Source organism: Symbiopectobacterium sp. (genome assembly GCF_047692315.1).
Taxonomy (GTDB): domain Bacteria; phylum Pseudomonadota; class Gammaproteobacteria; order Enterobacterales; family Enterobacteriaceae; genus Symbiopectobacterium.
This window is the reverse complement of sequence record NZ_JBLLJS010000003.1, coordinates 152816-176512: the sequence shown is the minus strand read 5'-3', so window position 1 is coordinate 176512 and position 23697 is coordinate 152816. Positions and strand designations below refer to the sequence as shown.

General features: G+C 54.4%; 13 protein-coding genes and 6 pseudogenes. 14 read left to right on the top strand and 5 right to left on the bottom strand.

What is annotated here, in order from left to right; translation table 11 throughout:
* The first annotated feature begins 437 nt into the window (after positions 1-437).
* The 4 genes and pseudogenes from ytfQ to yjfF all read left to right on the top strand — a co-directional run bounded on the left by ytfQ (position 438) and on the right by yjfF (position 4956).
* Entirely contained in the window at positions 438-1382 is a 945-nt protein-coding gene (ytfQ, locus tag ACMZI0_RS01485) for a galactofuranose ABC transporter, galactofuranose-binding protein YtfQ (protein WP_415671679.1), read from the top strand.
* Between the two features lie 120 nt (positions 1383-1502).
* Positions 1503-3029: pseudogene (locus tag ACMZI0_RS01480) on the top strand (sugar ABC transporter ATP-binding protein).
* Positions 3010-4002 carry a galactofuranose ABC transporter, ATP-binding protein YtfT gene (gene ytfT, locus ACMZI0_RS01475; protein ID WP_415671678.1) on the top strand — a complete coding sequence of 331 codons (993 nt, stop codon included), beginning with the start codon at positions 3010-3012 and terminating at the stop codon, positions 4000-4002. The pseudogene ACMZI0_RS01480 and the gene ytfT overlap by 20 nt, the downstream one beginning before the upstream one ends.
* A pseudogene (gene yjfF / locus ACMZI0_RS01470) lies at positions 4002-4956 on the top strand (galactofuranose ABC transporter, permease protein YjfF). Before ytfT ends, yjfF begins: the two are co-directional and overlap by 1 nt.
* Before the next feature lie 14 nt (positions 4957-4970).
* On the opposite strand, the gene hdfR reads toward yjfF, so the two are convergent.
* Positions 4971-5795, bottom strand: coding sequence for an HTH-type transcriptional regulator HdfR (gene hdfR / locus ACMZI0_RS01465; protein ID WP_415671677.1), 825 nt, complete (start codon positions 5793-5795; stop codon positions 4971-4973).
* A gap of 120 nt (positions 5796-5915) precedes the next feature.
* On the opposite strand from hdfR, the gene ACMZI0_RS01460 reads away from it, so the two are divergent.
* Positions 5916-6254, top strand: a complete 339-nt coding sequence (locus ACMZI0_RS01460; RefSeq protein WP_415671676.1) for a DUF413 domain-containing protein — start codon at positions 5916-5918, stop codon at positions 6252-6254.
* 46 nt (positions 6255-6300) lie between these two features.
* On the opposite strand, the pseudogene ACMZI0_RS01455 reads toward ACMZI0_RS01460, so the two are convergent.
* A pseudogene (locus tag ACMZI0_RS01455) lies at positions 6301-7832 on the bottom strand (YifB family Mg chelatase-like AAA ATPase).
* A 350-nt stretch (positions 7833-8182) separates the two neighbouring features.
* Between ACMZI0_RS01455 and ACMZI0_RS01450 the strand changes: the two are divergent.
* The 7 genes and pseudogenes from ACMZI0_RS01450 to ACMZI0_RS01420 all read left to right on the top strand — a co-directional run bounded on the left by ACMZI0_RS01450 (position 8183) and on the right by ACMZI0_RS01420 (position 15654).
* Positions 8183-8281, top strand: coding sequence for an IlvGEDA operon leader peptide (locus tag ACMZI0_RS01450; RefSeq protein ID WP_415671675.1), 99 nt, complete (start codon positions 8183-8185; stop codon positions 8279-8281).
* 139 nt (positions 8282-8420) lie between these two features.
* On the top strand, positions 8421-10070 hold the full coding sequence (gene ilvG, locus ACMZI0_RS01445; protein WP_415671674.1) for an acetolactate synthase 2 catalytic subunit: 1650 nt from the start codon (positions 8421-8423) through the stop codon (positions 10068-10070).
* A gap of 17 nt (positions 10071-10087) precedes the next feature.
* The gene (ilvM, locus tag ACMZI0_RS01440; RefSeq protein ID WP_195314405.1) at positions 10088-10345 is read left to right on the top strand and encodes an acetolactate synthase 2 small subunit; all 258 of its coding nucleotides are present in this window, start codon (positions 10088-10090) and stop codon (positions 10343-10345) included.
* A 23-nt stretch (positions 10346-10368) separates the two neighbouring features.
* Positions 10369-11295, top strand: coding sequence for a branched-chain-amino-acid transaminase (ilvE, locus tag ACMZI0_RS01435; protein ID WP_415671673.1), 927 nt, complete (start codon positions 10369-10371; stop codon positions 11293-11295).
* A gap of 123 nt (positions 11296-11418) precedes the next feature.
* Positions 11419-13269, top strand: a complete 1851-nt coding sequence (ilvD, locus tag ACMZI0_RS01430) for a dihydroxy-acid dehydratase (RefSeq protein WP_415671672.1) — start codon at positions 11419-11421, stop codon at positions 13267-13269.
* A 5-nt stretch (positions 13270-13274) separates the two neighbouring features.
* Complete coding sequence (gene ilvA, locus ACMZI0_RS01425) at positions 13275-14828, top strand: threonine ammonia-lyase, biosynthetic (protein ID WP_415671671.1); 1554 nt, start codon at positions 13275-13277, stop codon at positions 14826-14828.
* An 80-nt stretch (positions 14829-14908) separates the two neighbouring features.
* A pseudogene (locus ACMZI0_RS01420) lies at positions 14909-15654 on the top strand (DUF2461 domain-containing protein).
* Here the strand turns inward: ACMZI0_RS01420 and ACMZI0_RS01415 are convergent.
* A pseudogene (locus ACMZI0_RS01415) lies at positions 15629-16434 on the bottom strand (lysozyme inhibitor LprI family protein); the annotation flags it as partial. The pseudogenes ACMZI0_RS01420 and ACMZI0_RS01415 overlap by 26 nt on opposite strands.
* A 729-nt stretch (positions 16435-17163) precedes the next feature.
* Here ACMZI0_RS01415 and ACMZI0_RS01410 point away from each other — a divergent pair.
* Positions 17164-19287, top strand: a pseudogene (locus ACMZI0_RS01410) (TonB-dependent siderophore receptor).
* Between the two features lie 4 nt (positions 19288-19291).
* Here ACMZI0_RS01410 and ilvY read toward each other — a convergent pair.
* Positions 19292-20182 carry an HTH-type transcriptional activator IlvY gene (gene ilvY, locus ACMZI0_RS01405; RefSeq protein WP_415671670.1) on the bottom strand — a complete coding sequence of 297 codons (891 nt, stop codon included), beginning with the start codon at positions 20180-20182 and terminating at the stop codon, positions 19292-19294.
* A gap of 162 nt (positions 20183-20344) precedes the next feature.
* Here ilvY and ilvC point away from each other — a divergent pair, with 162 nt between their 5' ends.
* On the top strand, positions 20345-21823 hold the full coding sequence (gene ilvC, locus ACMZI0_RS01400) for a ketol-acid reductoisomerase (protein WP_415671669.1): 1479 nt from the start codon (positions 20345-20347) through the stop codon (positions 21821-21823).
* 78 nt (positions 21824-21901) lie between these two features.
* On the opposite strand, the gene putP is transcribed toward ilvC, so the two are convergent.
* Positions 21902-23386: a sodium/proline symporter PutP gene (gene putP / locus ACMZI0_RS01395; protein WP_415671668.1), complete on the bottom strand. Its 1485-nt coding sequence runs from the start codon at positions 23384-23386 to the stop codon at positions 21902-21904.
* Positions 23387-23697 lie beyond the last annotated feature (311 nt).

The following is a 23697-nucleotide window of genomic DNA, read 5'->3' as shown; positions in this document are numbered from 1 at the left end:
CCCATGCCGAACTCAGAAGTGAAACGCCGTAGCGCCGATGGTAGTGTGGGGCTTCCCCATGTGAGAGTAGGGAACTGTCAGGTTTTAATTAAGCGAAGGGGCTGTCCGAAAGGACAGCCCCTTTTTGCTGTGCGTGGTTTTGTATCATGGAGCGCAATTAATCCCACATATTTTATATGTATTAATTTGCCTCACTTCCCACGGCTAAACGCCTGAAAATGGCTGAATGAATTAGCTGTAATTATGTACAAAACTATCGTAATACCAGGTTGTGAGCTTGCTCATCCCACCTCGCCAATATTTCAACTAAAACAGATAAGCCCCTGACAAAAACCTCAGGAGCATGTCGTGTCTCTGTACAACCTGCACGCATTGACGTGGGGTTAAAACCTGCAAACAAGCCAAAAAGCTGTCGGCTGCTCATAAAGGAGTAGATTATGTATAGGCGTTTACTGGTCGCAATGGCTGTCGCTACAGCATTATGTGGCGCAACACAGGCGTCGGCGTTAACCGTAGGGTTTTCGCAAATCGGTTCCGAATCGGGATGGCGCTCTGCTGAAACCAAAGTCTCTAAACAGGAAGCAGAAAAACGAGGTATCACGTTAAAAATAGCGGATACGCAACAGAAACAAGAGAATCAGATCAAAGCAGTAAGATCGTTTATTGCACAAGGCGTTGATGCGATTTTTATCGCGCCCGTGGTCGCAACAGGATGGACGCCGGTACTTCAGGAAGCCAAGGAAGCAAAAATACCGGTATTCCTGTTGGACCGTATGATCGATGTTAACGATCCCTCTTTGTATACCGCCGCTGTTGCCTCTGACAGCGTCTACGAAGGTAAGGTTGCTGCCGAATGGCTGCTGAAGGATGTGGCAGGCGTTGTTGAGCTGCAAGGCACGGTAGGCTCGAGCGTCGCAATAAACCGCAAAAAAGGGTTTGTTGATGGCATCGCATCTTCGCCGAATGTGAAGATTATCCGTTCGCAATCAGGCGACTTTACTCGCAGCAAGGGTAAAGAAGTGATGGAAAGTTTCATCAAGGCAGAACAAAACGGCAAGAATATCTGTGCGGTTTATGCCCATAACGATGATATGGCGATTGGTGCAATTCAGGCGATTAAAGAGGCTGGATTAAAACCGGGTTCACAAATTAAGGTCGTTTCTATCGATGCCGTTCCTGATATTTTTAAAGCAATGATCGACGGTGAAGCAAATGCTACGGTGGAGCTGACGCCAAATATGGCTGGCCCGGCATTTGATGCATTAATTGCATTGAAAAAAGAAGGAAAACAACCGCAGAAATTTATTCAAACTGAATCAAGATTATTATTGCCGGATACAGCACAAGCAGAATATCAATCCAAAAAAGACCTTGGTTATTAACCCTGATAACGATGGCGTGCAATACGCCATCGTTACCCCATGTTTTATGACCATTAAATCAGGTTGTGACCAATAGGTTTTTTGACCAACACCCAAACGCAAGTGGCATAGGTGAGTCTGATGGACACTGAATCGCTGTTGGATATCCAGGGAATGAGCGTCGAATTTTCTGGCATAAAAGCGTTGGATAGCGTCGATTTCACGCTGCGCAAAGGGGAGATCGTCGCCCTGTTAGGAGAAAACGGTGCGGGAAAATCGACGCTGATAAAAGCGCTGACAGGGGTTTATCGGCGGTCGGCAGGGGCGATTTTTCTCGAAGGCAAAGCGATCGATCCGTTAAACACAGCGCACGCGCAATCATTAGGTATTGGTACCGTTTACCAGGAGGTCAATCTATTACCCAACCTGTCGGTGGCGGCCAATTTGTTTTTGGGCCGGGAACCCTTGCGCTTCGGCATGGTTGACCAGAAAGAAATGGCGCGGCTTGCCAGAGAAATCGTCGCCTACTACGGGTTACGGATAGATGTCACTGATCCTTTGGGCAATTACTCGATCGCCATTCAGCAGATCATTGCCATTGCCCGTGCGGTCGATCTTTCCGCCAAAGTGTTGATCCTCGATGAATCCACGGCCAGTCTGGATGCAAATGAAGTCGATATGTTGTTCGGCATTCTTTCTCATTTGCGTGAACATGGGGTGGGCATGATTTTTGTCACCCACTTCCTCGATCAGGTTTATCGCCTGAGCGATCGTATCACCGTGTTGCGCAACGGCAAACTGGTGGGTAGCGAAATGACGGCGGCGTTGCCGCGTATCGATCTGGTACAGATGATGCTAGGCCACAGTTTCGATGAGTCGCTGTTAAAACGTTCGGCCCATGCGACTGAAACGGGCGATCCACTGGTGGAATTCCGTGGGTATGGTTGCCGTGGCATCGTTGACCCCTTTGATTTATCCGTTGCACCGGGTGAAATCGTTGGGCTGGCCGGATTACTCGGTTCAGGCCGCACTGAAACCGCACAGCTTATCTTTGGCATAAAAACGTCGGACAGTGGCGAAGCGAAGGTTAATGGACAACCGGTTTCGATTCGCACTCCGCGCAAGGCGTGTAAGCTGGGTTTTGGCTACTGCCCGGAAGACCGTAAAACGGAGGGGATCGTTGGTTCTGCGACCATGCGTGAGAATATCATTCTGGCGCTACAGGCTCAGCGTGGGTGGTTACGTCCACTGGCGTTAAAAGAGCAAACTCGCATTGCAGAAACCTTTATTGAGCGGTTGGGGATCCGCACGCCGAGCCCTGAGTAGGAAATTCAGTATCTTTCTGGCGGCAATCAGCAAAAGGTACTGCTCTCACGCTGGCTGGCGACAGAACCCCGCTTTCTCATTCTTGATGAGCCGACGCGCGGTATTGACGTTGGTGCTCATGCGGAAATTATTCGTCTGATAGAAAAACTGTGTGAGCGCGGTATGGCGCTACTGGTTATCTCGTCCGAGCTGGAAGAACTGACCGGTTATGCCGACCGCATCATTGTGTTGCGCGACAGAAAACAGGTGGCACATCTGGCGCATCATGAAATTTCCGTTGCCGCCGTGATGCAGGCCATCGCGTTACAACCGGGAGGTGCGCATGACGGACAGCCATGTTAAGCCCGCGCGCCGGGTGCGTTTAGGCGTAAAGATTGCGGCGTTGGTGGTTATCTTGTTGATTGATAGCCTGGTTGCGCCCAACTTCTTTTCACTTCATGTGCAGGATGGCCGCTTGTTCGGCAGCCTGATCGATATTCTGAATCGCGGTGCACCGGTCGCGCTGCTGGCATTAGGCATGACACTGGTGATTGCTACCGGTGGCATTGACCTCTCGGTGGGGGTGGTGATGGCGATTGCTGGCGCTACCGCCGCGAGTCTTGCAGCGCAGGGATATGCGTTACCGGTGATTTTACTGGCGGCAGTGCTCACCGGTGCGGTGTGCGGGCTATGGAATGGCTTTCTGGTTGCTGTATTACAAATACAGCCGATTGTGGCGACCTTGATGCTGATGGTCGCGGGCCGTGGCGTTGCACAGCTGATTACCGAAGGGCAGATTATTACTTTTGCGCATCCTGCGCTGGCACATTTGGGCAGCGGCTCGCTGTTCTATCTCCCGATGCCAGTGATTATCGCCTGTGCCATGCTGCTGCTCTGGCTGCTGACACGCAAAACTGCGCTGGGCCTGTTTATCGAAGCGGTAGGGATCAACGTGCGTTCGGCCAGAAATGCAGGCGTGAGCACACGTTTGGTATTGATGTCCGTCTATGTCATCTGCGGTATCTGCGCTGCGGTTGCGGGTGTCATCATTACGGCGGACATTCGCGGCGTAGACGCGAACAACGCCGGTTTGTGGCTTGAACTGGATGCCATTCTGGCGGTGGTTATCGGCGGCGGCTCTCTCTTGGGGGGACGTTTCAATCTGCTGCTTTCGGTGGTCGGGGCATTGATTATTCAAAGTATGAATACCAGTATTCTGCTGGCAGGGTACAAGCCGGAGCTGAATCTGGTGCTTAAGGCGTTGGTGGTGTTGGCAGTGCTGATTATGCAGTCTCCACGCTTCTCGCTGCGCCGCCTGTTGCGGAGGCAAGAATAATGCTGAAACGAAATATTCCGCTGTTGATTACGCTCGGCGTTTTTATTGTCGGCTATCTGTTTTGCCTGAGCCAGTTTCCCGGATTCGCCTCCACGCGCGTGTTCTTCAACCTGCTGACAGATAATGCGTTTATCGGGATCGTGGCAGTCGGCATGACCTTTGTGATCCTTTCCGGTGGGATCGATCTCTCCGTTGGCTCAGTGATCGCCTTTACCGGCGTGCTGTTAGCCAAGCTGATTGGCACCTATGGCATGCACCTAGCCTACGCGTTTGCGCCTGGCGCTGGTGATGGGGGCGGCGTTTGGCGCGCTGATGGGCTGGATCATCGATACCCTGAAACTGCCCGCGTTTATCATCACGCTGGCCGGCATGTTTTTTGTGCGCGGTATGAGCTTTATTGTCTCTCAAGAGTCGATCCCTATTGAGCATCCTGTGTATCAACAGCTTGCCGGATTAGCATGGCGGGCGGGCGCCTGACTTTTTTGGCGTTGATCATGTTGATGACGGTGATCGTCGGGATGGTATTGGCACACCGCACCTGTTTTGGTAACCGCGTCTATGCGATTGGCGGCAATATCACTTCAGCCGAGCTGATGGGAGTGCGAGTGAGAAAAACCACCATCCAGATTTACATGCTCTCCAGAACGCTAGCAGTGTTGTCAGGGATTGTGTTCTCACTCTATACCTCGGCAGGCTATGCGCTGGCGGCAAGCGGTGTGGAACTGGATGCGATTGCTGCCGTGGTGATTTGGTGGCACGCTCTTGACCGGCGGTGTGGGTACCGTACTGGGGACTTTCTTTGGTGTGCTGATTCAGGGGCTGATTCAAACCTACATCACCTTTGATGGCACGCTCAGTTCCTGGTGGACCAAGATCGTGATTGGCATCCTGCTGTTTACCTTTATCGTTTTGCAAAAAGGACTGAGCGCGTTTTGGGTCGCCAAACGCGCCTGATAGCGCTATGTGGCTCATATCATGTCGGCAATAGGGGTTTTAAGCAGTTGACGGATTAACGCCTGCTGGTCGCTGTTTTGCAGCCAAACGGCATACAGCGGGCGGATCACTGGCGGCGTATGCTGCTGAACGTACAGCAGCGGATAGATTTTTTCCCAATGGCACGGAAGAAAGGCACAGCCGCCGGTCGTCAGCAACAGCTGGCGCGTCAGGTGCGCAGAGGTGGTTGTCAAAATGGGAAGCTGTTCGTTGCTCAACAACCGCCCTTCATGCTGATGAAAATCCGCGCCCCATTCCAGTTTGATGAAAGGCCGTTCGGTCTGTTCCTCGTCTTGCGTCGCAAATAAGGCCAAGGAGAAATTTCCTAAAAGATGACTGGTTAACTCCTCCATCTTCGGCTGCTCGGTGGTAATTAGCAGGTCTAGCCGCCGTTCGTGTAACTGCTGCACCAGAGAGTAGCGCTGAGCAATGCGCGCTTCAAGCTGGAGCAGCGGGCGCTGCTGATACAGCGTTTGCAACCAGGGCGTCAGGTATGATTCCCACAGCGATACTGTCGCGCCAATGGACAGCAATTGATGTTGCTGCGAGCGCGCGACCTCTTTTTTGGCCAGTTGCCAGGTGCCCATCAGGTTCTCTGCGTAGGGCAACAGCCGCTCTCCTGCTGGGGTGAGACGAATATTATTGCGATGGCGAGTGAACAAATTTGCACCAAGTTGGTTTTCCAATTGGCGAATACGAAAACTGACCGCCGATTGAGTCAGATAGAGCGATTCTGCGGCGCGTCCAAAATGCCGCGTCCTGCTGACTTCCAGGAAGGTTTTCAGTAATTCGGTATCCACGCCCATCTCCAAAAAAAATTTGTCGTGATGATTTAAATTTTTTGTTTTACAGAATGTCAAGCCTATCTAATACTCCGCGCCATAAACAGCACGACCATAAAAGAATTAGGAGCGTGTAAGATGGCGGAAAGCTTCTCTACAATGAATCGTTTTTTTGATAACAAATCGTACCCACGCGGTTTCTCTCGTCACGGTGACTTCACGATTAAAGAAGCCCAGATGCTGGAGCGCTATGGCTATGCGTTGAATGAGCTTGACCTGGGTAAACGTCAACCGGTGACCGAGGAAGAGAGCCAGTTCGTCGCCATGTGCCGCGGTGAGTGTGATGCTTCCACTGACCTGGAAAAAACCTGGGCCAAATACGTTGCGCGCATTCGTCGTCCGAAGCGTTTTCACACGCTCTCTGGCGGTAAACCGCAGATGGATGCGGTGGAAGAATACACCGATAGCGACGACTAAGTTTTTTACTCGCGGGGTCAGCGGCCCCGTTTTTTATGTCTGCGCTTTACCCTAAATCGCGGTGTAAACGGCGCAGCAACCTGTCCATGCAGCGATAACTGATCGCCTCCGCCAAAAATGGTCGCGCTGGATATCCGGTTGTTGTGCCAGATCGGCGATGGTCCTCGCCACCTTCAATATGCGGTGCCAGGCGCTAACCGACAACTCCAGCTTAGTCATTAACGCCTCCAGCCAGGCGGCATCCTCTACTTACAATCGACAGTGAATATCCATCTCTGGTGGCGTCAGTTGCGTATTGATTTTTCCAGCCCTCTCGAGCTGCTGGTGCCGTGCTGCCAACACGCGCGCTCGCACCTCGGCACTGCACTCTCCCCGCCGCCCTTGCTTGCGTAGTGTACCGGGCGGCGGCAACGGGACTTCAATCGACAGATCAAATCTGTCGAGAAACGGCCCGGAAAGTTTCCCCAGATAGCGTAGGATCTGTTGTACCGGCAGGCGGTTATGGACCCCCTGATAGTGCCCTGAAGGGCTAGGGTTCATGGCGGCGACGAGCTGAACGCGGGCTGGATAAGTGACTTTGGCCCGCGTGCGGGAAATCACGATTTCACCCGCCTCCAGCGGTTCGCGCAGGGCATCCAGTACGCGCCGTTCAAACTCGGGCAACTCGTCGAGAAACAGTATGCCGTTGTGCGCCAGCGAGATCTCCCCCGGTTTCGGCAGAGTGCCGCCGCCCACCATCGCCGTCATCGAGGCGCTATGATGCGGGGTTCGGAAAGGGCGGGTATGCCAGCTGCCCGGCGCTGCGTCCACCGCACCGATCAGGCTATTGATGGCCGCGATTTCCAGCGCTTCCCCACTTCTCAACGGCGGTAACAACCCGGCCAACCGACTGGCCAGCATGGTTTTTTCTGTACCGGGTGGCCCCATCAGCAGCAAGTTGTGGCCGCCAGCGGCGGTGACTTCGAGCGCTCGCTTTCCCTGCTCTTGTCCAATGATATCCCCCAGATCCGGGCCGCAGGCGGGCGCGGGTGTGAGGACGTCTACTGCTTGGCTACAGATCAAAGGCTCACCGCTGTGCAAAAAGGCACACACTTGAAGCAGGTGCTCTGCCAGCAGCACCTCAGCTTGCCCGATAAGCGCCATTTCCTGCTGATGGGGCAGTGGCAAAATAAGCTGGCGGCCCGCCTTGCCTGCGGCGATGGCGGCAGGGATTGCGCCGGTTACCGCACGTAGCGTACCGGATAAGCCCAATTCTCCCAGAAACTCATACCGTCCTAACGCCTTGCCGCAAATCTGTTCCGAGGCCGCCAGAATCGATAGTGCAATCGGCAGATCGTAGCGCCCGCCCTCTTTGGGCAAATCTGCCGGAGCGAGATTGACGGTGATCCGCTTGGCAGGAAAGGTGAACCTGGCATTGAGCAGTGCGCTACGTACCCGATCCCGCGCTTCCTTGACGGTGGTTTCAGGCAGGCCAACCAGCGTCAGGGCGGGCAAGCCGTTGCTGATATGGGCTTCGATTGTCACGCAAGGGGCCTGAATGCCAATCATTGCGCGGGTATAGGTCACAGCCAGCGACATAACGCTCCTCCCTGTTAATTCCGGCAGCGTGCGTCATCCTGAGTCCAAGGGGCAGTACAAAAATAACGTTGTCAGCGACGGCTCGCACGAAGGTCGTTGCCATGCAGTGCGTTCCATCTGGGATGGGCGTTGGCTTGCAGGTCTTACGTGAGTCGATGGCGTCGTCGATGAAACTCTGAAGAAAAAGCACAATATGAATAATTGTTTATATCTATATGATTAATTTGTATTTAACGCAGGTTTTTTCATCAGATTTTGTGGCGCGCTAGAAAAAAAATATTGTCAGTAGCGCTAAGTCTGTGGTAACTCTGTAGGTATTCGTTCGACAGTGATTACAGAACAAACTATTTATGAAAGCGTTCTCTCTCGTGATTAGCCTAGTCATTATTAGCGTGGTGGTGATTATTAACCCACCGTGCAGGGTGTCGCTGAGACGAAGAATGGCTTAAAATCAAGCCGTAATTCAAAAAAACCCCGCACCGTAAGGTCGGGGGTTTTTTGTTGGGCGGTGAAAACTACAGAAGGGAGTGGGGCATGTCTTACAGCATAAAATCCTGTTTCTCCCCGGCAGCGTCGGGGAAATAAACTATGAATGGGGCTCAATGGGTGGTGCAAGCGTTGCGGGCGCAAGGTGTCGATATCGTGTTTGGTTATCCTGGTGGCGCGATCATGCCGGTTTACGATGCACTCTACGACGGCGGCGTTGAGCACCTGTTGTGCCGTCATGAACAAGGCGCTGCCATGGCGGCGCTCGGTTATGCCCGCGCGACCGGCAAGGTTGGCGTGTGCATCGCCACCTCTGGCCCCGGTGCCACTAACCTGATCACCGGGCTGGCAGATGCGCTGCTGGATTCCGTGCCCGTCGTGGCGATTACCGGGCAGGTGGCTTCACCGCTGATCGGTACTGATGCATTTCAGGAAATCGATGTGCTGGGCCTGTCGCTGGCGTGTACCAAACACAGTTTCCTGATGGATTCGCTGGAATCGCTGCCGGAAATCATGGCTGAAGCCTTCGCCATCGCCAGCAGCGGCCGCCCCGGCCCGGTGCTGGTTGATATCCCGAAAGATATTCAGTTGGCCATCAGTGAGATAGCCCCGCAGTTTACGCCAGTTGATGACAGCCAGCCGGCGTTCCCGGAGCAGGCGATTGCACAAGCGCGCGCCATGCTGGCGGCGGCGAAAAAACCGATGCTGTACGCGGGCGGTGGCGTGGGCATGGCGCAGGCAGTGCCCGCGCTGCGCGCATTCATTGCCGAGACGGAGATCCCTTCCGTCGTGACGCTGAAAGGGTTAGGTGCTGTGGATGCCGAGCATCCGCACTACCTCGGTATGTTGGGCATGCACGGCACCAAAGCGGCCAACCTCTCGGTGCAAGCATGTGACCTGCTGATTGCCGTCGGTGCTCGTTTTGACGATCGCGTGACGGGCAAACTGAATGCGTTTGCGCCGCACGCGGCGGTGATTCATCTGGATATCGATCCGGCAGAGTTGAGTAAACTGCGCCAGGCCAACGTGGCGCTGCCGGGCGATTTGAACACGCTGTTGCCCGCACTCGCCCAGCCACTGGCGATTGACGCCTGGCGTCAAGAAGTGGCTGCGCTGAAGGCTGAATACCCGTGGCGTTACGATCATCCGGGGGCAGCCATCTATGCGCCCGCGCTGTTAAAAACCCTGTCTGAACGCAAACCGGCGGAAACCGTGATCACTACCGATGTCGGCCAACACCAGATGTGGGCCGCGCAGCATATGCGTTTTTCCCGTCCGGAAAATTTCATCACCTCCAGCGGGTTAGGCGCCATGGGCTTTGGTTTGCCTGCGGCGGTGGGGGCACAGGTTGCCCGCCCTGAGGATACCGTAATGTGTATTTCCGGTGACGGCTCTTTCATGATGAATGTGCAAGAGTTGGGCACCATCAAGCGAAAACAGCTGCCGATAAAAATCGTGCTGCTGGACAACCAACGGTTAGGCATGGTTCGACAGTGGCAGCAGTTGTTCTTCAATGAACGTTATAGCGAAACCAACCTCTCCGATAACCCCGATTTTCTGACCCTGGCAAGCGCTTTTGATATCCCAGGGCAACGCATAACCCGAAAAGATCAGATCGATGCCGCGCTGGATGCCCTGTTTAGCAGTGATGGGCCGTATTTGCTGCATGTCTCTATCGATGAACTGGAAAACGTCTGGCCGCTGGTTCCACCGGGCGCCGGGAATGAAACCATGTTGGAACGTACCGAATAATGGCAGGAGAACAGAGAATGACGCACCATCAACTTTCCATACAGGCCCGTTTTCGTCCCGAAATGCTGGAGCGCGTGCTGCGCGTGGTTCGCCACCGCGGGTTCCGGGTTTGCGCCATGAACATGATGACGGCCGCCAACCCCGACCACATCAATATCGAATTGACCGTTGCCAGCCAACGGCCGGTGGATTTATTGTCAACACAGTTAAGCAAGCTGCTTGATATCGCTTGTGTTGAAATACAACCCCACACATCACAACAAATACGTGCCTGATGGCATCAAAAAGGATAAACAGAATGACGAGCAAAGCTGGTTTTATTTGGTTCAATGGTGAGATGGTGTCGTGGGCGGAAGCCAAAGTACACGTAATGTCCCATGCGCTGCATTACGGTACTTCCGTGTTTGAAGGGGTGCGCTGTTACGATTCCCACAAAGGCCCGGTGGTGTTCCGTCACCGTGAACATATGCGCCGCCTGCACGACTCCGCTAAAATTTACCGTATGCCGGTGCAGTACAGCGTGGACGACCTAATGGAAGCCTGCCGCGCTACGCTACGTAAAAATGACCTGAAAAGCGCCTATATCCGTCCGCTGGTGTTTGTCGGCGACGTAGGCATGGGCGTAAATCCGCCGGCAGGTTACGTCACGGATGTCATCATTGCGGCATTTCCCTGGGGCGCTTATTTGGGCGAAGAAGCCCCGGATCAGGGGATTGATGCCATGGTGTCCTCCTGGAACCGTGTAGCAGCCAACACTATTCCGACGGCCGCAAAAGCGGGCGGTAACTATCTCTCCTCCTTGCTGGTGGGCAGCGAAGCACGTCGCCACGGCTATCAGGAAGGGATCGCGCTGGACGTTAACGGCTACGTCTCTGAAGGTGCAGGTGAAAACCTGTTTGAAGTGAAAGATGGTGTGTTGTTCACCCCGCCGTTCACTTCCTCAGTGCTGCCGGGCATCACCCGTGATGCCATCATCAAACTGGCGCAGGATCTGGGTTTGGAAGTGCGCGATCAAGTGCTGTCGCGTGAATCGCTCTATCTGGCGGATGAAGTCTTTATGTCTGGCACTGCCGCGGAAATCACCCCGGTGCGCAGCGTGGACGGTATTCAGGTCGGCATTGGCCGCTGTGGCCCGGTCACCAAACAACTACAAAAAGCGTTCTTCGGCCTGTTTACTGGCGAAACCGAAGACAAATGGGGCTGGTTAGATCAGGTTAACCCGTAATCGTCACAAAAAAGATTAATACACCCCTTTCCCTTGCCTCCTCGGCTCAAACAAGTCTGTCGGTGTGAGTCACCGCCGAAGGAGCAGGAAAGGGGATGAAACACACACTGGAGTAATCAGAGTATGCCTAAGTACCGTTCAGCCACAACCACGCATGGCCGCAATATGGCGGGTGCGCGCGCCCTGTGGCGTGCCACCGGAATGACCGACGCCGATTTCGGCAAGCCGATCATCGCGGTGGTCAACTCGTTCACACAATTCGTTCCGGGCCACTTTCATCTGAGCGACCTGGGCAAGCTGGTGGCGGAGCAAATCGAAGCCGCTGGCGGCGTGGCCAAAGAGTTCAACACCATTGCGGTGGATGATGGCATCGCGATGGGGCACGGTGGCATGCTCTACTCCCTGCCGTCGCGTGAGCTGATTGCAGACTCGGTTGAATACATGGTGAATGCCCACTGTGCCGATGCGATGGTGTGCATTTCCAACTGCGACAAAATCACACCCGGAATGCTGATGGCCTCGCTGCGCCTGAACATCCCGGTAATTTTCGTTTCCGGCGGTCCGATGGAAGCCGGGAAAACCAAGCTCTCTAACCAACTGATCAAACTGGATCTGGTGGATGCCATGATCCAGGGCGCTAACCCGAACGTCAGTGATGCCGATAGCGATCAGATCGAACGCTCTGCCTGCCCAACCTGTGGCTCCTGTTCCGGTATGTTTACCGCTAACTCGATGAACTGCCTTACAGAAGCGCTGGGCTTGTCACAGCCGGGCAACGGTTCGCTGCTGGCGACGCACGCCGATCGTAAACAACTGTTTTTGAATGCGGGTACGCGCATCGTCGAACTGACCAAACGCTACTACGAGCAGGATGACGCCAGCGCGTTGCCGCGTAATATCGCCACCAAGGCCGCGTTTGAAAACGCCATGACGCTCGATATCGCCATGGGCGGCTCCACCAACACCGTTCTGCACCTGCTGGCCTCCGCGCAGGAAGCGGAAGTTGACTTCACCATGGACGACATCGATCGCCTGTCACGCCGGGTGCCGCAACTGTGTAAAGTGGCACCGAGCACGCAGAAATACCACATGGAAGACGTGCACCGTGCGGGCGGTGTGATCGGTATTCTGGGCGAACTGGATCGCGCGGGCTTGCTGAACCGCGATGTGCGTAACGTGTTGGGCAAAAGCTTGACAGAAACGCTGAACGCCTATGACGTGATGCTGACCGATGATGAAGCGGTGAAAAGCATGTATTCCGCAGGGCCGGCGGGCATTCGTACCACGCAGGCGTTCTCGCAGGATTGCCGCTGGGATTCGCTGGATACCGATCGTGAAGGAGGCTGTATCCGTGCCCGCGAGCACGCCTACAGTCAGGATGGCGGTCTGGCGGTGCTGTACGGCAACATCGCAGAAAACGGCTGTATCGTAAAAACCGCCGGTGTGGATGAAGGCAGCCGGGTATTCCGTGGCCCGGCGAAAGTGTACGAATCTCAGGATGATGCGGTAGACGCCATCCTGGGTAGCAAAGTGGTTGCGGGCGATGTGGTGGTTATACGTTACGAAGGGCCGAAAGGCGGGCCGGGCATGCAAGAGATGCTTTATCCGACCAGCTTCCTGAAATCGATGGGATTGGGTAAAGCCTGTGCGTTGATCACCGATGGGCGTTTCTCCGGTGGCACGTCGGGCCTTTCTATCGGTCACGCTTCGCCGGAAGCGGCAAACGGTGGCACCATCGGGTTGGTGGAAGAGGGGGACATCATCGCCATTGATATTCCGAACCGTACCATTGAGCTGGTGGTGGCAGAAGATGAATTGGCACGCCGTCACGATGCGGAGCTGGCACGCGGCGATGCAGCCTTTACGCCGAAAAATCGTCAGCGTCAGGTGTCTTTCGCACTGTGTGCCTACGCCAGTTTGGCGACCAGCGCAGACAAAGGCGCAGTGCGCGATAAGAGCAAGCTGGGAGGCTAAGTTCAATGGCGGTATCACTCCCTCTCCCCGACGCCCCGTGCGGCGCGGAGTATTTGCGCGCGGTGTTGCGCGCGCCGGTGTATGAAGTGGCGCAGGTGACGCCGCTTCAGCCAATGAATAAGCTCTCGACTCGTCTCGGCAACACCATTTTGGTGAAGCGAGAAGACCGGCAACCGGTGCACAGCTTCAAGCTGCGCGGTGCGTATGCCATGCTGGCAACGCTGACCGATGCGCAGAAGTCACAGGGCGTGGTAACTGCCTCCGCCGGTAACCACGCTCAGGGCGTTGCGCTCTCGGCCAGTAAGCTCGGCATCAAGGCGCTGATCGTGATGCCGGTTGCCACGGCGGATATCAAAGTGGATGCGGTGCGCGGTTTTGGTGGTGAAGTGCTGCTGCACGGCGCCAATTTTGATGAGGCCAAGGCCAGAGCGATTGCGCTGTCGCAAGAGCAGCATATGACCTTCATTCCGCCGTTCGATCACCCGGCAGTGATTGCCGGGCAGGGCACGCTGGCGATGGAGTTGTTGCAGCAGGATGCGCATCTCGATCGCGTATTTGTGCCCGTTGGTGGCGGCGGTCTGGCGGCGGGTGTGGCAGTGTTGATCAAGCAACTGATGCCGCAGATCAAGGTGATTGGCGTCGAGGCGGAAGATTCTGCCTGCCTGCGTGCGGCATTGGATGCCGGGCAGCCGGTGGATCTGCCGCGCGTTGGACTGTTCGCCGAAGGTGTGGCGGTCAAGCGTATTGGCGATGAAACCTTCCGCCTGTGCCAGGAATATCTGGATGATGTCATCACCGTGGACAGCGATGCGATTTGTGCGGCGCTGAAGGATATCTTTGAAGATGTGCGTGCCATTGCTGAGCCGTCTGGCGCACTGGCGCTGGCGGGGATGAAGAAGTATATCCAGCAGCACGGCATTCAGGGCGAGCATCTGGCGCATATTCTGTCGGGCGCCAACGTGAATTTCCACGGTTTGCGTTACGTCTCCGAGCGCTGTGAGCTGGGCGAGCAACGCGAAGCATTGCTGGCAGTGACCATCCCTGAGCGCAAAGGAAGCTTTTTGACCTTTTGCCAACTGCTGGGCGGTCGCTCGGTAACTGAGTTCAACTACCGTTACGCGGATGACAAAGAAGCCTGTATTTTCGTGGGCGTGCGTCTGACGCGTGGACATGCGGAGCGGGATGAGATTATCGCTGAACTCGCCGCGGGTGGTTATCAGGCGGTCGATCTCTCCGATGATGAAATGGCGAAGCTCCATGTGCGTTACATGGTGGGCGGGCGTCCTTCCAAGCCGTTGCGGGAACAGCTTTACAGCTTCGAGTTTCCGGAATCTCCCGGCGCGCTGCTGAAGTTCCTGCACACGCTCGGAACGCATTGGAACATCTCGCTGTTCCACTATCGCAGCCACGGCACCGATTTCGGTCGCGTGTTGGCTGCGTTCGAAGTCACCGAACGCGATCCGGGGTTTGAGCAACGCTTGCAGGCGCTGGGTTACGAGTGCCATGACGAAACCCAAAATCCGGCGTTTCGTTTCTTCCTGGCCGGTAACGCGGCTTGATGTCACAGCGCCCGACGGTGGAATTTCGCCGCCGGGTGCGCTATCGTGGTTGCCATTCAAGGGATTAGAAATGGCAGACCATCATGACGACGTTCAACGGTTTCTCGCAGCAGAGCCTCACCTTTCTTCAGCAAGTTCGGCAGGAAAACAGCAAAGAGTGGTTTGACGACAACCGCGCGATATACGATGAGACGCTGGTTGCCCCGTTCCGCACGCTGGTGGAGGCGCTGAGCCTGACGATGCTGCCGATCGACGATCAGTTTGAAGTGCGTCCTGCCATTGGCAAAACCTTGTCGCGTATCCATCGTGATACCCGTTTTCTCACGACAAATCCCGTTACCGCAGTCAGATGTGGCTGACATTTAAACGCCCGCGTAAAGACTGGACGGATGCGCCGGTGTACTTTTTCGAAATTGGCCCCGATTTCTGGCGCTACGGGTTGGGATATTACAGTGCCACGCTCGATACCATGGAACTGTTTCGCCAGACGCTACGCGACAACCCGCAGGCCTTTTTGGCAATGGCTGCGTGTCTGGAACCGACCTTTACGCTGGAAGGTGAAAGCTATAAGCGCCCGCTTCTCAAAGATCAGCCTGCGGAATTGGCGACCTGGTACAACCGCAAATCCTTTGCCGCCATGACCACGCGACAAGATATGGAAGCGCTGTTTTCTGCTGATCTGGTGACTACGCTGGCGCAAGGTTTTCGCCAGCTGGAGCCGCTGTATCGTTATCTGATGGGGATTGAGAGCATGAAGCGGCTGACGCCTGAGCAGGAGGAAGGGCGCTGGTCGAGCTTTCCGGCGTCAGCGCGTTTTGAACGTTAGGTTTTTGCCGCGTCATCACCATGTTGAACAGGTAGCTTTCGCCCTGCGTGTCGAAGGTGGAAATAATACGTAGTTCATTGTCGCTCACGCAGGTAAACAGGATCTTGGTGGTGCCGCCAAAACTGCTCTCTCTGCGACCAATCGCCTGCGTATCGCTCATCTGGCGCGCGGTGAACTCACCGTCATCCAGCCGGTTGGCGTAGCGGAATGCGACGGAAATGTTGCCGCTGATTTTCCCTTTCTCCTGCGTCATATCCAGCGTCATATCCAGGCCGACCCATTATAGGGCGCTTTCTGGTCGTACATTTCCTGAAAATAACTGCCGAGGTTGTCGTACTCTTCCTTGGTGAGATCCTGCAAATAATCCTCGTAGCTGAATGCGCCGTGGAAACACCCGGTATTTTTGATCGGGGTAATCGGTGTTGGCAACGCATGCTGGGCGACCTGATTGAGGTAGCGCAGTCGGTTGAGCTGTTGCTGATAACGCTGGCGCAAACAATCCTCATCCTGACATTGGTTACGCATGGTGAGCCAACTGCGCTGAAACAGGTTTAACACCTGTTCAAAGGGCTGACTCTGTGTATAGGTAGTCAGGGCTGCCCGCGCGGTCTTCCACTCCTGGGCCAGCTCATCATCCAACTGACCGAGTAGGGGGCTTTGGCAAATCTGCTTTTCCTGCGCACTGGTGGCATTGGCGCAGTCGAATGAGACAGCCTGTGCATGAGGTACAAACGCACCAGCTGCCAGTGCCGCCACGGCAGAGAACACAGAGAGCTTCATAGGGGATCCTGTTTCATCCCTTGAGCAATTAGTGTTTGTTATACAGCCATATGCGTCCCTCCGCCAGTCCAGTCCGTTAACTTAGTTTGTCGTAACCGTCCGCTGTAAACACATTCTATTTCGTGCTGACCCTTTCGGTTGCATGCTGTGTCGCCGACACGGGTCGTTGTTTTCAGAAGCGAAAACTGATATTTGGTGCCGCTGACTGGCGTTAAACTACCCATCGACCGACTCAGGTCTTTGACTGATTTTATTCGCTATACTGAGGCGTGTCGTTCCGCTTATCGTGCCGTGCACATCGGTGTTTGCGGGCGACAGCAAGGAGGCAAAAGCTCTGTATTTTGCATCGATGGTACCCTCGTCATTGTGGCATTTCCTGCGAAATTAAGGGGGGTGACGGTGCAAGTACGCAGGGAATCAGCAAAAGATTCATGATGATCTGGCTGAAACGACAGAGCATCCCCATGATGAGTCCCTCCCATTTAACCGCGCAACGCTAAATGCAAAATAAGAAAAAATTAGCGTAAATATACAATTTCTACTAATTTGCGTTTTTAATAATTTTTTTGCACTATCAGGCCAAGAATATTTTGGCTTTTTTTTACGGCCTATAAAAATAGTATTGCAGTGAAGGACGAAGAAATGTCTAAAAATAAAAGGAAAATTGACTTTGTTGAGCGGTTTTTTTTCGGTTCCGGGACCGTGCTTGCTGTTGTCTCATCGCTATTAATGGCGCCGCAGGCTCTGGCCACTGAGACGGTAACGCGCAATCCCGACGTGATGGTGGTCACTGCGGAAGGGGTGAAAAGCGCAGCGGCCCCATTACGTGGAAGGGTGGCGAAGCAGAGCGCCGCCGGAACGAAAACGGAAACGCCGCTGGTAAAGACGCCACAGTCGATTGCGGTCGTTACGCGTGCTCAAATGGATCAGCAGCGGGTGACATCCGTTTCCGATGCGTTTAATTACTCTGCCGGTATGCTTCCAAATTATCGGGGTTCCTCCAACCGCAATGACGAAACCATCGTGCGTGGTTTTCACTATGCCCCCAAATTTCTTGACGGGCTGAGTTTTGGTTTAATCGGGCAAGGTGCGGGAATTGGGAAGATTGATCCCTGGCTGTTAGAACGCGTTGAGCTGATTCGTGGCCCGGTTTCTGTCATGTATGGTCAGGTCAATCCTGGTGGCACGGTGGTTATGACCAGCAAACGCCCCACCGCAGAAAGTATTCGCTATGTGCAGTTTACTGCGGGCAATAAACGCCTGGGTGAAGCGGCGTTTGATTTCGGCGGAGTGCTGAACGATGACAGTTCGCTGTTATATCGCTTGAACGGTATAGCCAGTACCCGGCAGCAATTTGTTAAAGATGCCCGGCAACAACGTATGGAGATTGCCCTGCGCTGACCTGGTTGCCCAATGCAGACACCAGCCTGACCGTGTTGACCAGCTACCAAAACGACCCCGAAGTGGGTTTCCGTAATTTTTTACCCGCCTACGGCACCGTGTTTGCTACCAACGCGGGTTATATTCCTTACGATCTGAATGTCAGCGATCCGAATTACCATCAATCAAAACGCGAGCAGGTGGCGTTCGGTTATATTTTTGAGCACTCCTTTAACACTGCGATCTCTGTTCAACAGAATCTGCGTTACTCACAACTGCATGATAAATATAAATCCCTGGTTTACAGCACCGGTGGCAGCGCCACGGATACCACGCTAATACGTAGCCAGCAACGCGAACAAACCGATGCTGATGAACTGGGTATCGACAACCAATTGAAAGCGACCTTCGCGACCCGCGCGGTGAACCATACCCCTGCTAGCCGGGTTGGATTACAAATGGCAGAAGCGCGACGCCCGATTCTGGTTCAATACTGGCGATAAGTACAATTTCGACTGGGCCCATCCCAGTTATGGCGGGGCCTACCTGGAAAATGACAGTGATTTGTCCCTCGCTCGCAGTGCGTTTAAAAAGCTCGATCAGGTGGGGCTCTATTTACAGGATCAGGCGGTGTGGCAACGGTGGAACCTGTTGCTCTCGGGGTGTCATGACTGGACGGAAATACGTACCTACGAGCGCACGCTCAACAATGCTAAAAGACAGTCCAACGATGACGCCTTTACCGGTCGTGCGGCGCTGCTGTATGCATTTGATAATGGCGTCTCGCCCTATCTCAGTTACAGCACCTCATTTGAGCCCAATCTGGACAGCGGCATTCCGGGCTCGGCATCCTTTAAACCCACAACCGGCGAGCAACTCGAAGTGGGGATGAAGTTTCAGCCTGCGGGGAGCGAGACACTGTTAACCCTGTCGCTGTTTGATATTACGCAGAAAAATATCACCTCGTGGAACAGCAAACTCAAGTTCAACGAGCAAATCGGCAAAGTCAAGTCACGTGGCGCCGAAGCGGAACTACACACCCAAATAACGCCGGCGCTGAGCCTGATGTCGGCTTACAGTTACACCGAGGCGGAAACGAAAGAGAGTGGCAACGTGAGCACACCGGCAGGGAACAGGCCAGCGGCGACCCCACGCCATATGGCCTCTGCCTGGGGCAGCTATCACTTTCACAACGGTCCCTTGGCCGGGCTGACGCGGGGAACCGGCGTGCGTTATACCGGCAGCAGCTATGGCGATAACAAGGAGAGCTTCAACGTGCCGCATTACATCCTGTATGACGCGATGGCGAGTTATCCTCTGGGCGCTCAATCGCCACTGCTGAAAGGTGCGGTGGTACAACTCAATGTCAGCAACCTGACCAATGAACACTATGTGGCCTCTTGCAGCAATAACGAAGCCTGTTTCTACGGCGTTGGGCGCACAATTATCGCCACCCTCAGCTACCGTTGGTAAACCTTCAAACGTTGTCCTGCAAGATATGCCAGAACGCGGCAATCAGTGGTTCATTGAGTCGCTTTTTTTGCACGCATACGCCGAGCTCAAACGGCTCCATGGCTTGCTCCAGCAGTACAGAGACGCGGTTGCGCACCGGCTCCGGGCTGTTTTCCAGCACTACGTCCGGGATCAGAGAGATGCCGCAGCCGAGTGCTACCATAGAAACCATTGCCTCATGCCCGGATACGGTAGCGTAAATCAGCGGGTTGGTGATGTGATGACGACGGAACCAGACATCGATACGTTTTCGCACTGGGCCGTGCTCAGGCAAAATAAACGGAATCTGCGCCCAATCTGGATTGGGTTGCCGTACCATCGCCTGCACCGGTGATGCCAGCGCCGGGGCAATCAGCACCAGCGGGATCTTGCCGATAGGCATAAAATCAATGGTGGTGGGCAAGGTCTCCGGGTGGCCTGCAATGCCGAGATCGGCCTCATTGGACTGCACTTTTTCCACCGCATCTGCGGCATCGCCGGTAGTCAGCTTGATTTCGACTAACGGATGTTGAGCGCGAAAACGATCGAGGATCGGTGGTAAATGGCTGTAGGCTGCGGTCACAGAACAGAAAATGCGCAGCTCGCCGCTCAATGACGGCCCGCGTTGTCCAATCGCGTGGCGCAACTGCTCGTAGTGCAGCAGCGTTTGCTGAGCAAACTGCTTTAGTTGCTCACCGGCATCGGTGAGCTGCACGGTGCGGTTATCACGTAAAAACAGGGTTTGCCCGACATCCTCTTCCAGCCGTTGGATCTGGCGCGATAACGTTGAGGGACTCAGGTGCATGGCTTTGGCGGTGCGTCCGAAATGGCGGCTGTCGCACAGGTGCAGAAACAGTTTTAAATCTCGTAAATCCATGTGCGCGCGGCCTCATTTTCGTCTTGCAGTTATTGCAATGTCATATTGTTAATATATCAATTTAAGCAATATTTTTCCTGTCATATCATGAGAGCATTCAGGCTTCCATGACAGGAAACCTCTTCTGAACACTCGCAATTAACAGATTAAACGGAGTTGTGCATGGCTAACTATTTCAACACCTTGAACCTGCGTCAGCAGTTGGCGCAATTGGGTGTATGTCGCTTCATGGGGCGTGAAGAATTCGCAGACGAAGCTAACTACCTGAAAGGTAAAAAAGTGGTGATCGTCGGTTGCGGCGCGCAAGGGCTGAACCAGGGGTTGAATATGCGTGATTCCGGGCTGTATATCGCCTATGCGCTGCGTGCAGAAGCTATCGCGGAAAAACGTGCTTCATGGCGTAAAGCGACGGAAAACGGCTTCAAAGTGGGCACGTATGAAGAGCTGATCCCGCAGGCAGATCTGGTGGTTAACCTGACGCCGGACAAACAGCACTCTGCGGTGGTACAGGCCGTTCAGCCGCTGATGAAACAGGGTGCATCGCTGGGTTATTCTCACGGCTTTAACATCGTTGAAGTGGGTGATCAGATCCGTAAAGACATCACCGTGGTGATGGTTGCACCGAAATGTCCGGGCACCGAAGTGCGCGAAGAGTACAAACGCGGCTTTGGCGTTCCGACCCTGATCGCGGTTCACCCGGAAAACGATCCGAAAGGCGAAGGCATGGCGATCGCCAAAGCCTGGGCAGCCGCTACCGGTGGTCACCGTGCGGGCGTACTGCAATCCTCTTTCGTTGCAGAAGTGAAATCTGACCTGATGGGCGAGCAGACCATTCTGTGTGGTATGTTGCAAGCCGGTTCTTTGCTGAGCTTTGACAAACTGGTTGCCGAGGGTACCGATCCGGCCTATGCGGAAAAACTGATTCAGTTCGGCTGGGAAACCATCACCGAGGCGCTGAAGCAAGGCGGTATCACGCTGATGATGGATCGCCTGTCTAACCCGGCGAAACTGCGTGCTTACGCGCTGTCTGAGCAGTTGAAAGCCATCATGGCACCGCTGTTCCAGAAACACATGGATGACATCATCTCCGGTGCCTTCTCCGGCGGTATGATGAAAGACTGGGCCAACGACGACATTAAACTGCTGACCTGGCGTGAAGAAACCGGTAAAACCGCGTTTGAAAATGCGCCGCAGTTCGACGGTAAAATCGCTGAGCAAGAGTATTTTGACCACGGCGTACTGATGATCGCGATGGTTAAAGCGGGTGTGGAACTGGCGTTCGAAACCATGGTAAGCGCTGGGATCATCGAAGAATCTGCTTACTACGAATCGCTGCACGAACTGCCGCTGATTGCTAACACCATTGCGCGTAAGCGTCTGTATGAAATGAACGTGGTTATCTCTGATACTGCAGAATACGGTAACTACCTGTTCGCCAATGCAGCAGTGCCGTTGCTGAAAGAGAAATTCATGGCCTCACTGCAAGCGGGTGATATCGGTAAACCGGTGGCAACCAGCAGCGTCGATAACGCGCAACTGCGTGATGTGAATGAAGCGATTCGCAACCACCCGATCGAAGCAGTGGGCAAGAAACTGCGTGGCTACATGACTGACATGAAACGCATCGCGGTTGCAGGCTAAAAGCTAACGTATCAAATCTGAAAACAAAAGGGCGCAACCGGTGGTTGCGCCCTTTTTCATTTGAGAGTGTGTTGTGTCTTAGCGGCTCTGGAACTGCGCTTCCGCTTTGTGGAAACGCTCAACTACTGCGCTGGACGGTGCGCGCCCATTCAGACTAACGATAAAGATCGCCAGGCTGGCAAAGAGGAAGCCAGGGATGATTTCGTACAGATTAAACCAGGCGTACTGCTTCCAGATAATCACCGTAGCTGCCCCAACCAGCATACCCACCAGCGCGCCATTGCGCGTCATACGCGGCCACAGCAGGGATATCAGGATCACCGGACCAAACGCTGCACCAAAACCGGTCCAGGCGTAGCTGACTAGTCCTAACACACGGTTTTCCGGGTTCGCAGCCAATATAATTGAAATGACGGCGATCAGCAGCACCATAATGCGCCCTACCCATACCAACTCACGCTGTGACGCGCTCGGGCGGAAGAAGGGGCGATAAAGGTCTTCGGTGATGGCACTGGAACAGACCAGCAGCTGGCAGCTCAGGGTGCTCATCACCGCCGCCAGAATGGCGGAAAGCAATACGCCTGCGATCCACGGGTTAAACAGCAGCATGGAAAGCTCGATAAACACGCGCTCGGCATTGTTTGTGACGTTGCCCGCTTGTTCCGGGTGATTGCTGAAGTAGGCGATGCCGAAGAAGCCCACGCTCACGGCGCCGGCGAGACACAGGATCATCCAGGTCATGCTGATGCGGCGAGCGCTACGAATGGCGTGGTGAGAATCTGCCGCCATGAAACGCGCCAGAATGTGCGGTTGGCCAAAGTAGCCCAGTCCCCAGCTCATCAGAGAGATGATGGCGACGATATCCAGCCCCCTGAACATATCCAGATTAGCCGGATTTTTCGCCGCGATAACCAGCAGAGATGCATCGATCCCATCCAGTGACAGAATCACCATCACCGGCGTCAGAATCAGCGCGAAGATCATCAGTGTGGCCTGTACGGTATCCGTCCAACTGACCGCCAGATAGCCGCCAATAAAGGTGTAGGCGATGGTGGCTGCCGCACCGGCCCACAGCGATGTGGCGTAGCTCATGCCAAAGGTGCTTTCGAACAGACGGGCACCGGCAACGATGCCTGAAGCGCAGTAAATGGTAAAAAACACCAGAATAATCAGAGCTGCAATGACTCTCAGGATTTTTCTGGTGTCTTCGAAACGGTGTGTGAAATAGTCTGGCAGGGTGAGCGCATTGTGGTTCACTTCAGTGTGAACGCGCAGACGACCTGCAACCCAGCGCCAGTTGAGATAAGCGCCGATAGTCAGGCCAATAGCGATCCAGCTTTCGGAAATGCCGGAAATATATATCGCGCCCGGCAGTCCCATCAGCAGCCAGCCGCTCATGTCAGAGGCCCCCGCTGAAAGTGCCGTGACCACGCTGCCCATTCGGCGTCCACCCAGGATATAGTCGCCCAGGGTGGTGGTTGAGCGATAGGCGGCCAGGCCGATCAAGACCATTCCGAAGATATACACCAGAAAGGTCACCAGCATGGGTGTACTCATTGTCATTAGAATCTCCAAGTTAAAGCGCCCTGTCTATCCCCATCATGCTAGGGCATAAAGGCAAATCATATTGTTGGTTTAACCTGACGGGAACGACGTCAGGCAAAGCGCAGTCTGCACGATAGCGCATCCGTCGTGCAGACTGTTTTTTCTTATAATGCAATGCGTTAACGATTTGTTATATTTTTCCGTCGCGCCAATGTTATACACTTGTTAACTGCATTGCATCTTATGGCAACTCGCAAAAACCAGGTTGCATAATCCGATAACGGCGGCTAAGCTTCGAAGGCATACCTTCAACAAATCAACGTTATCCG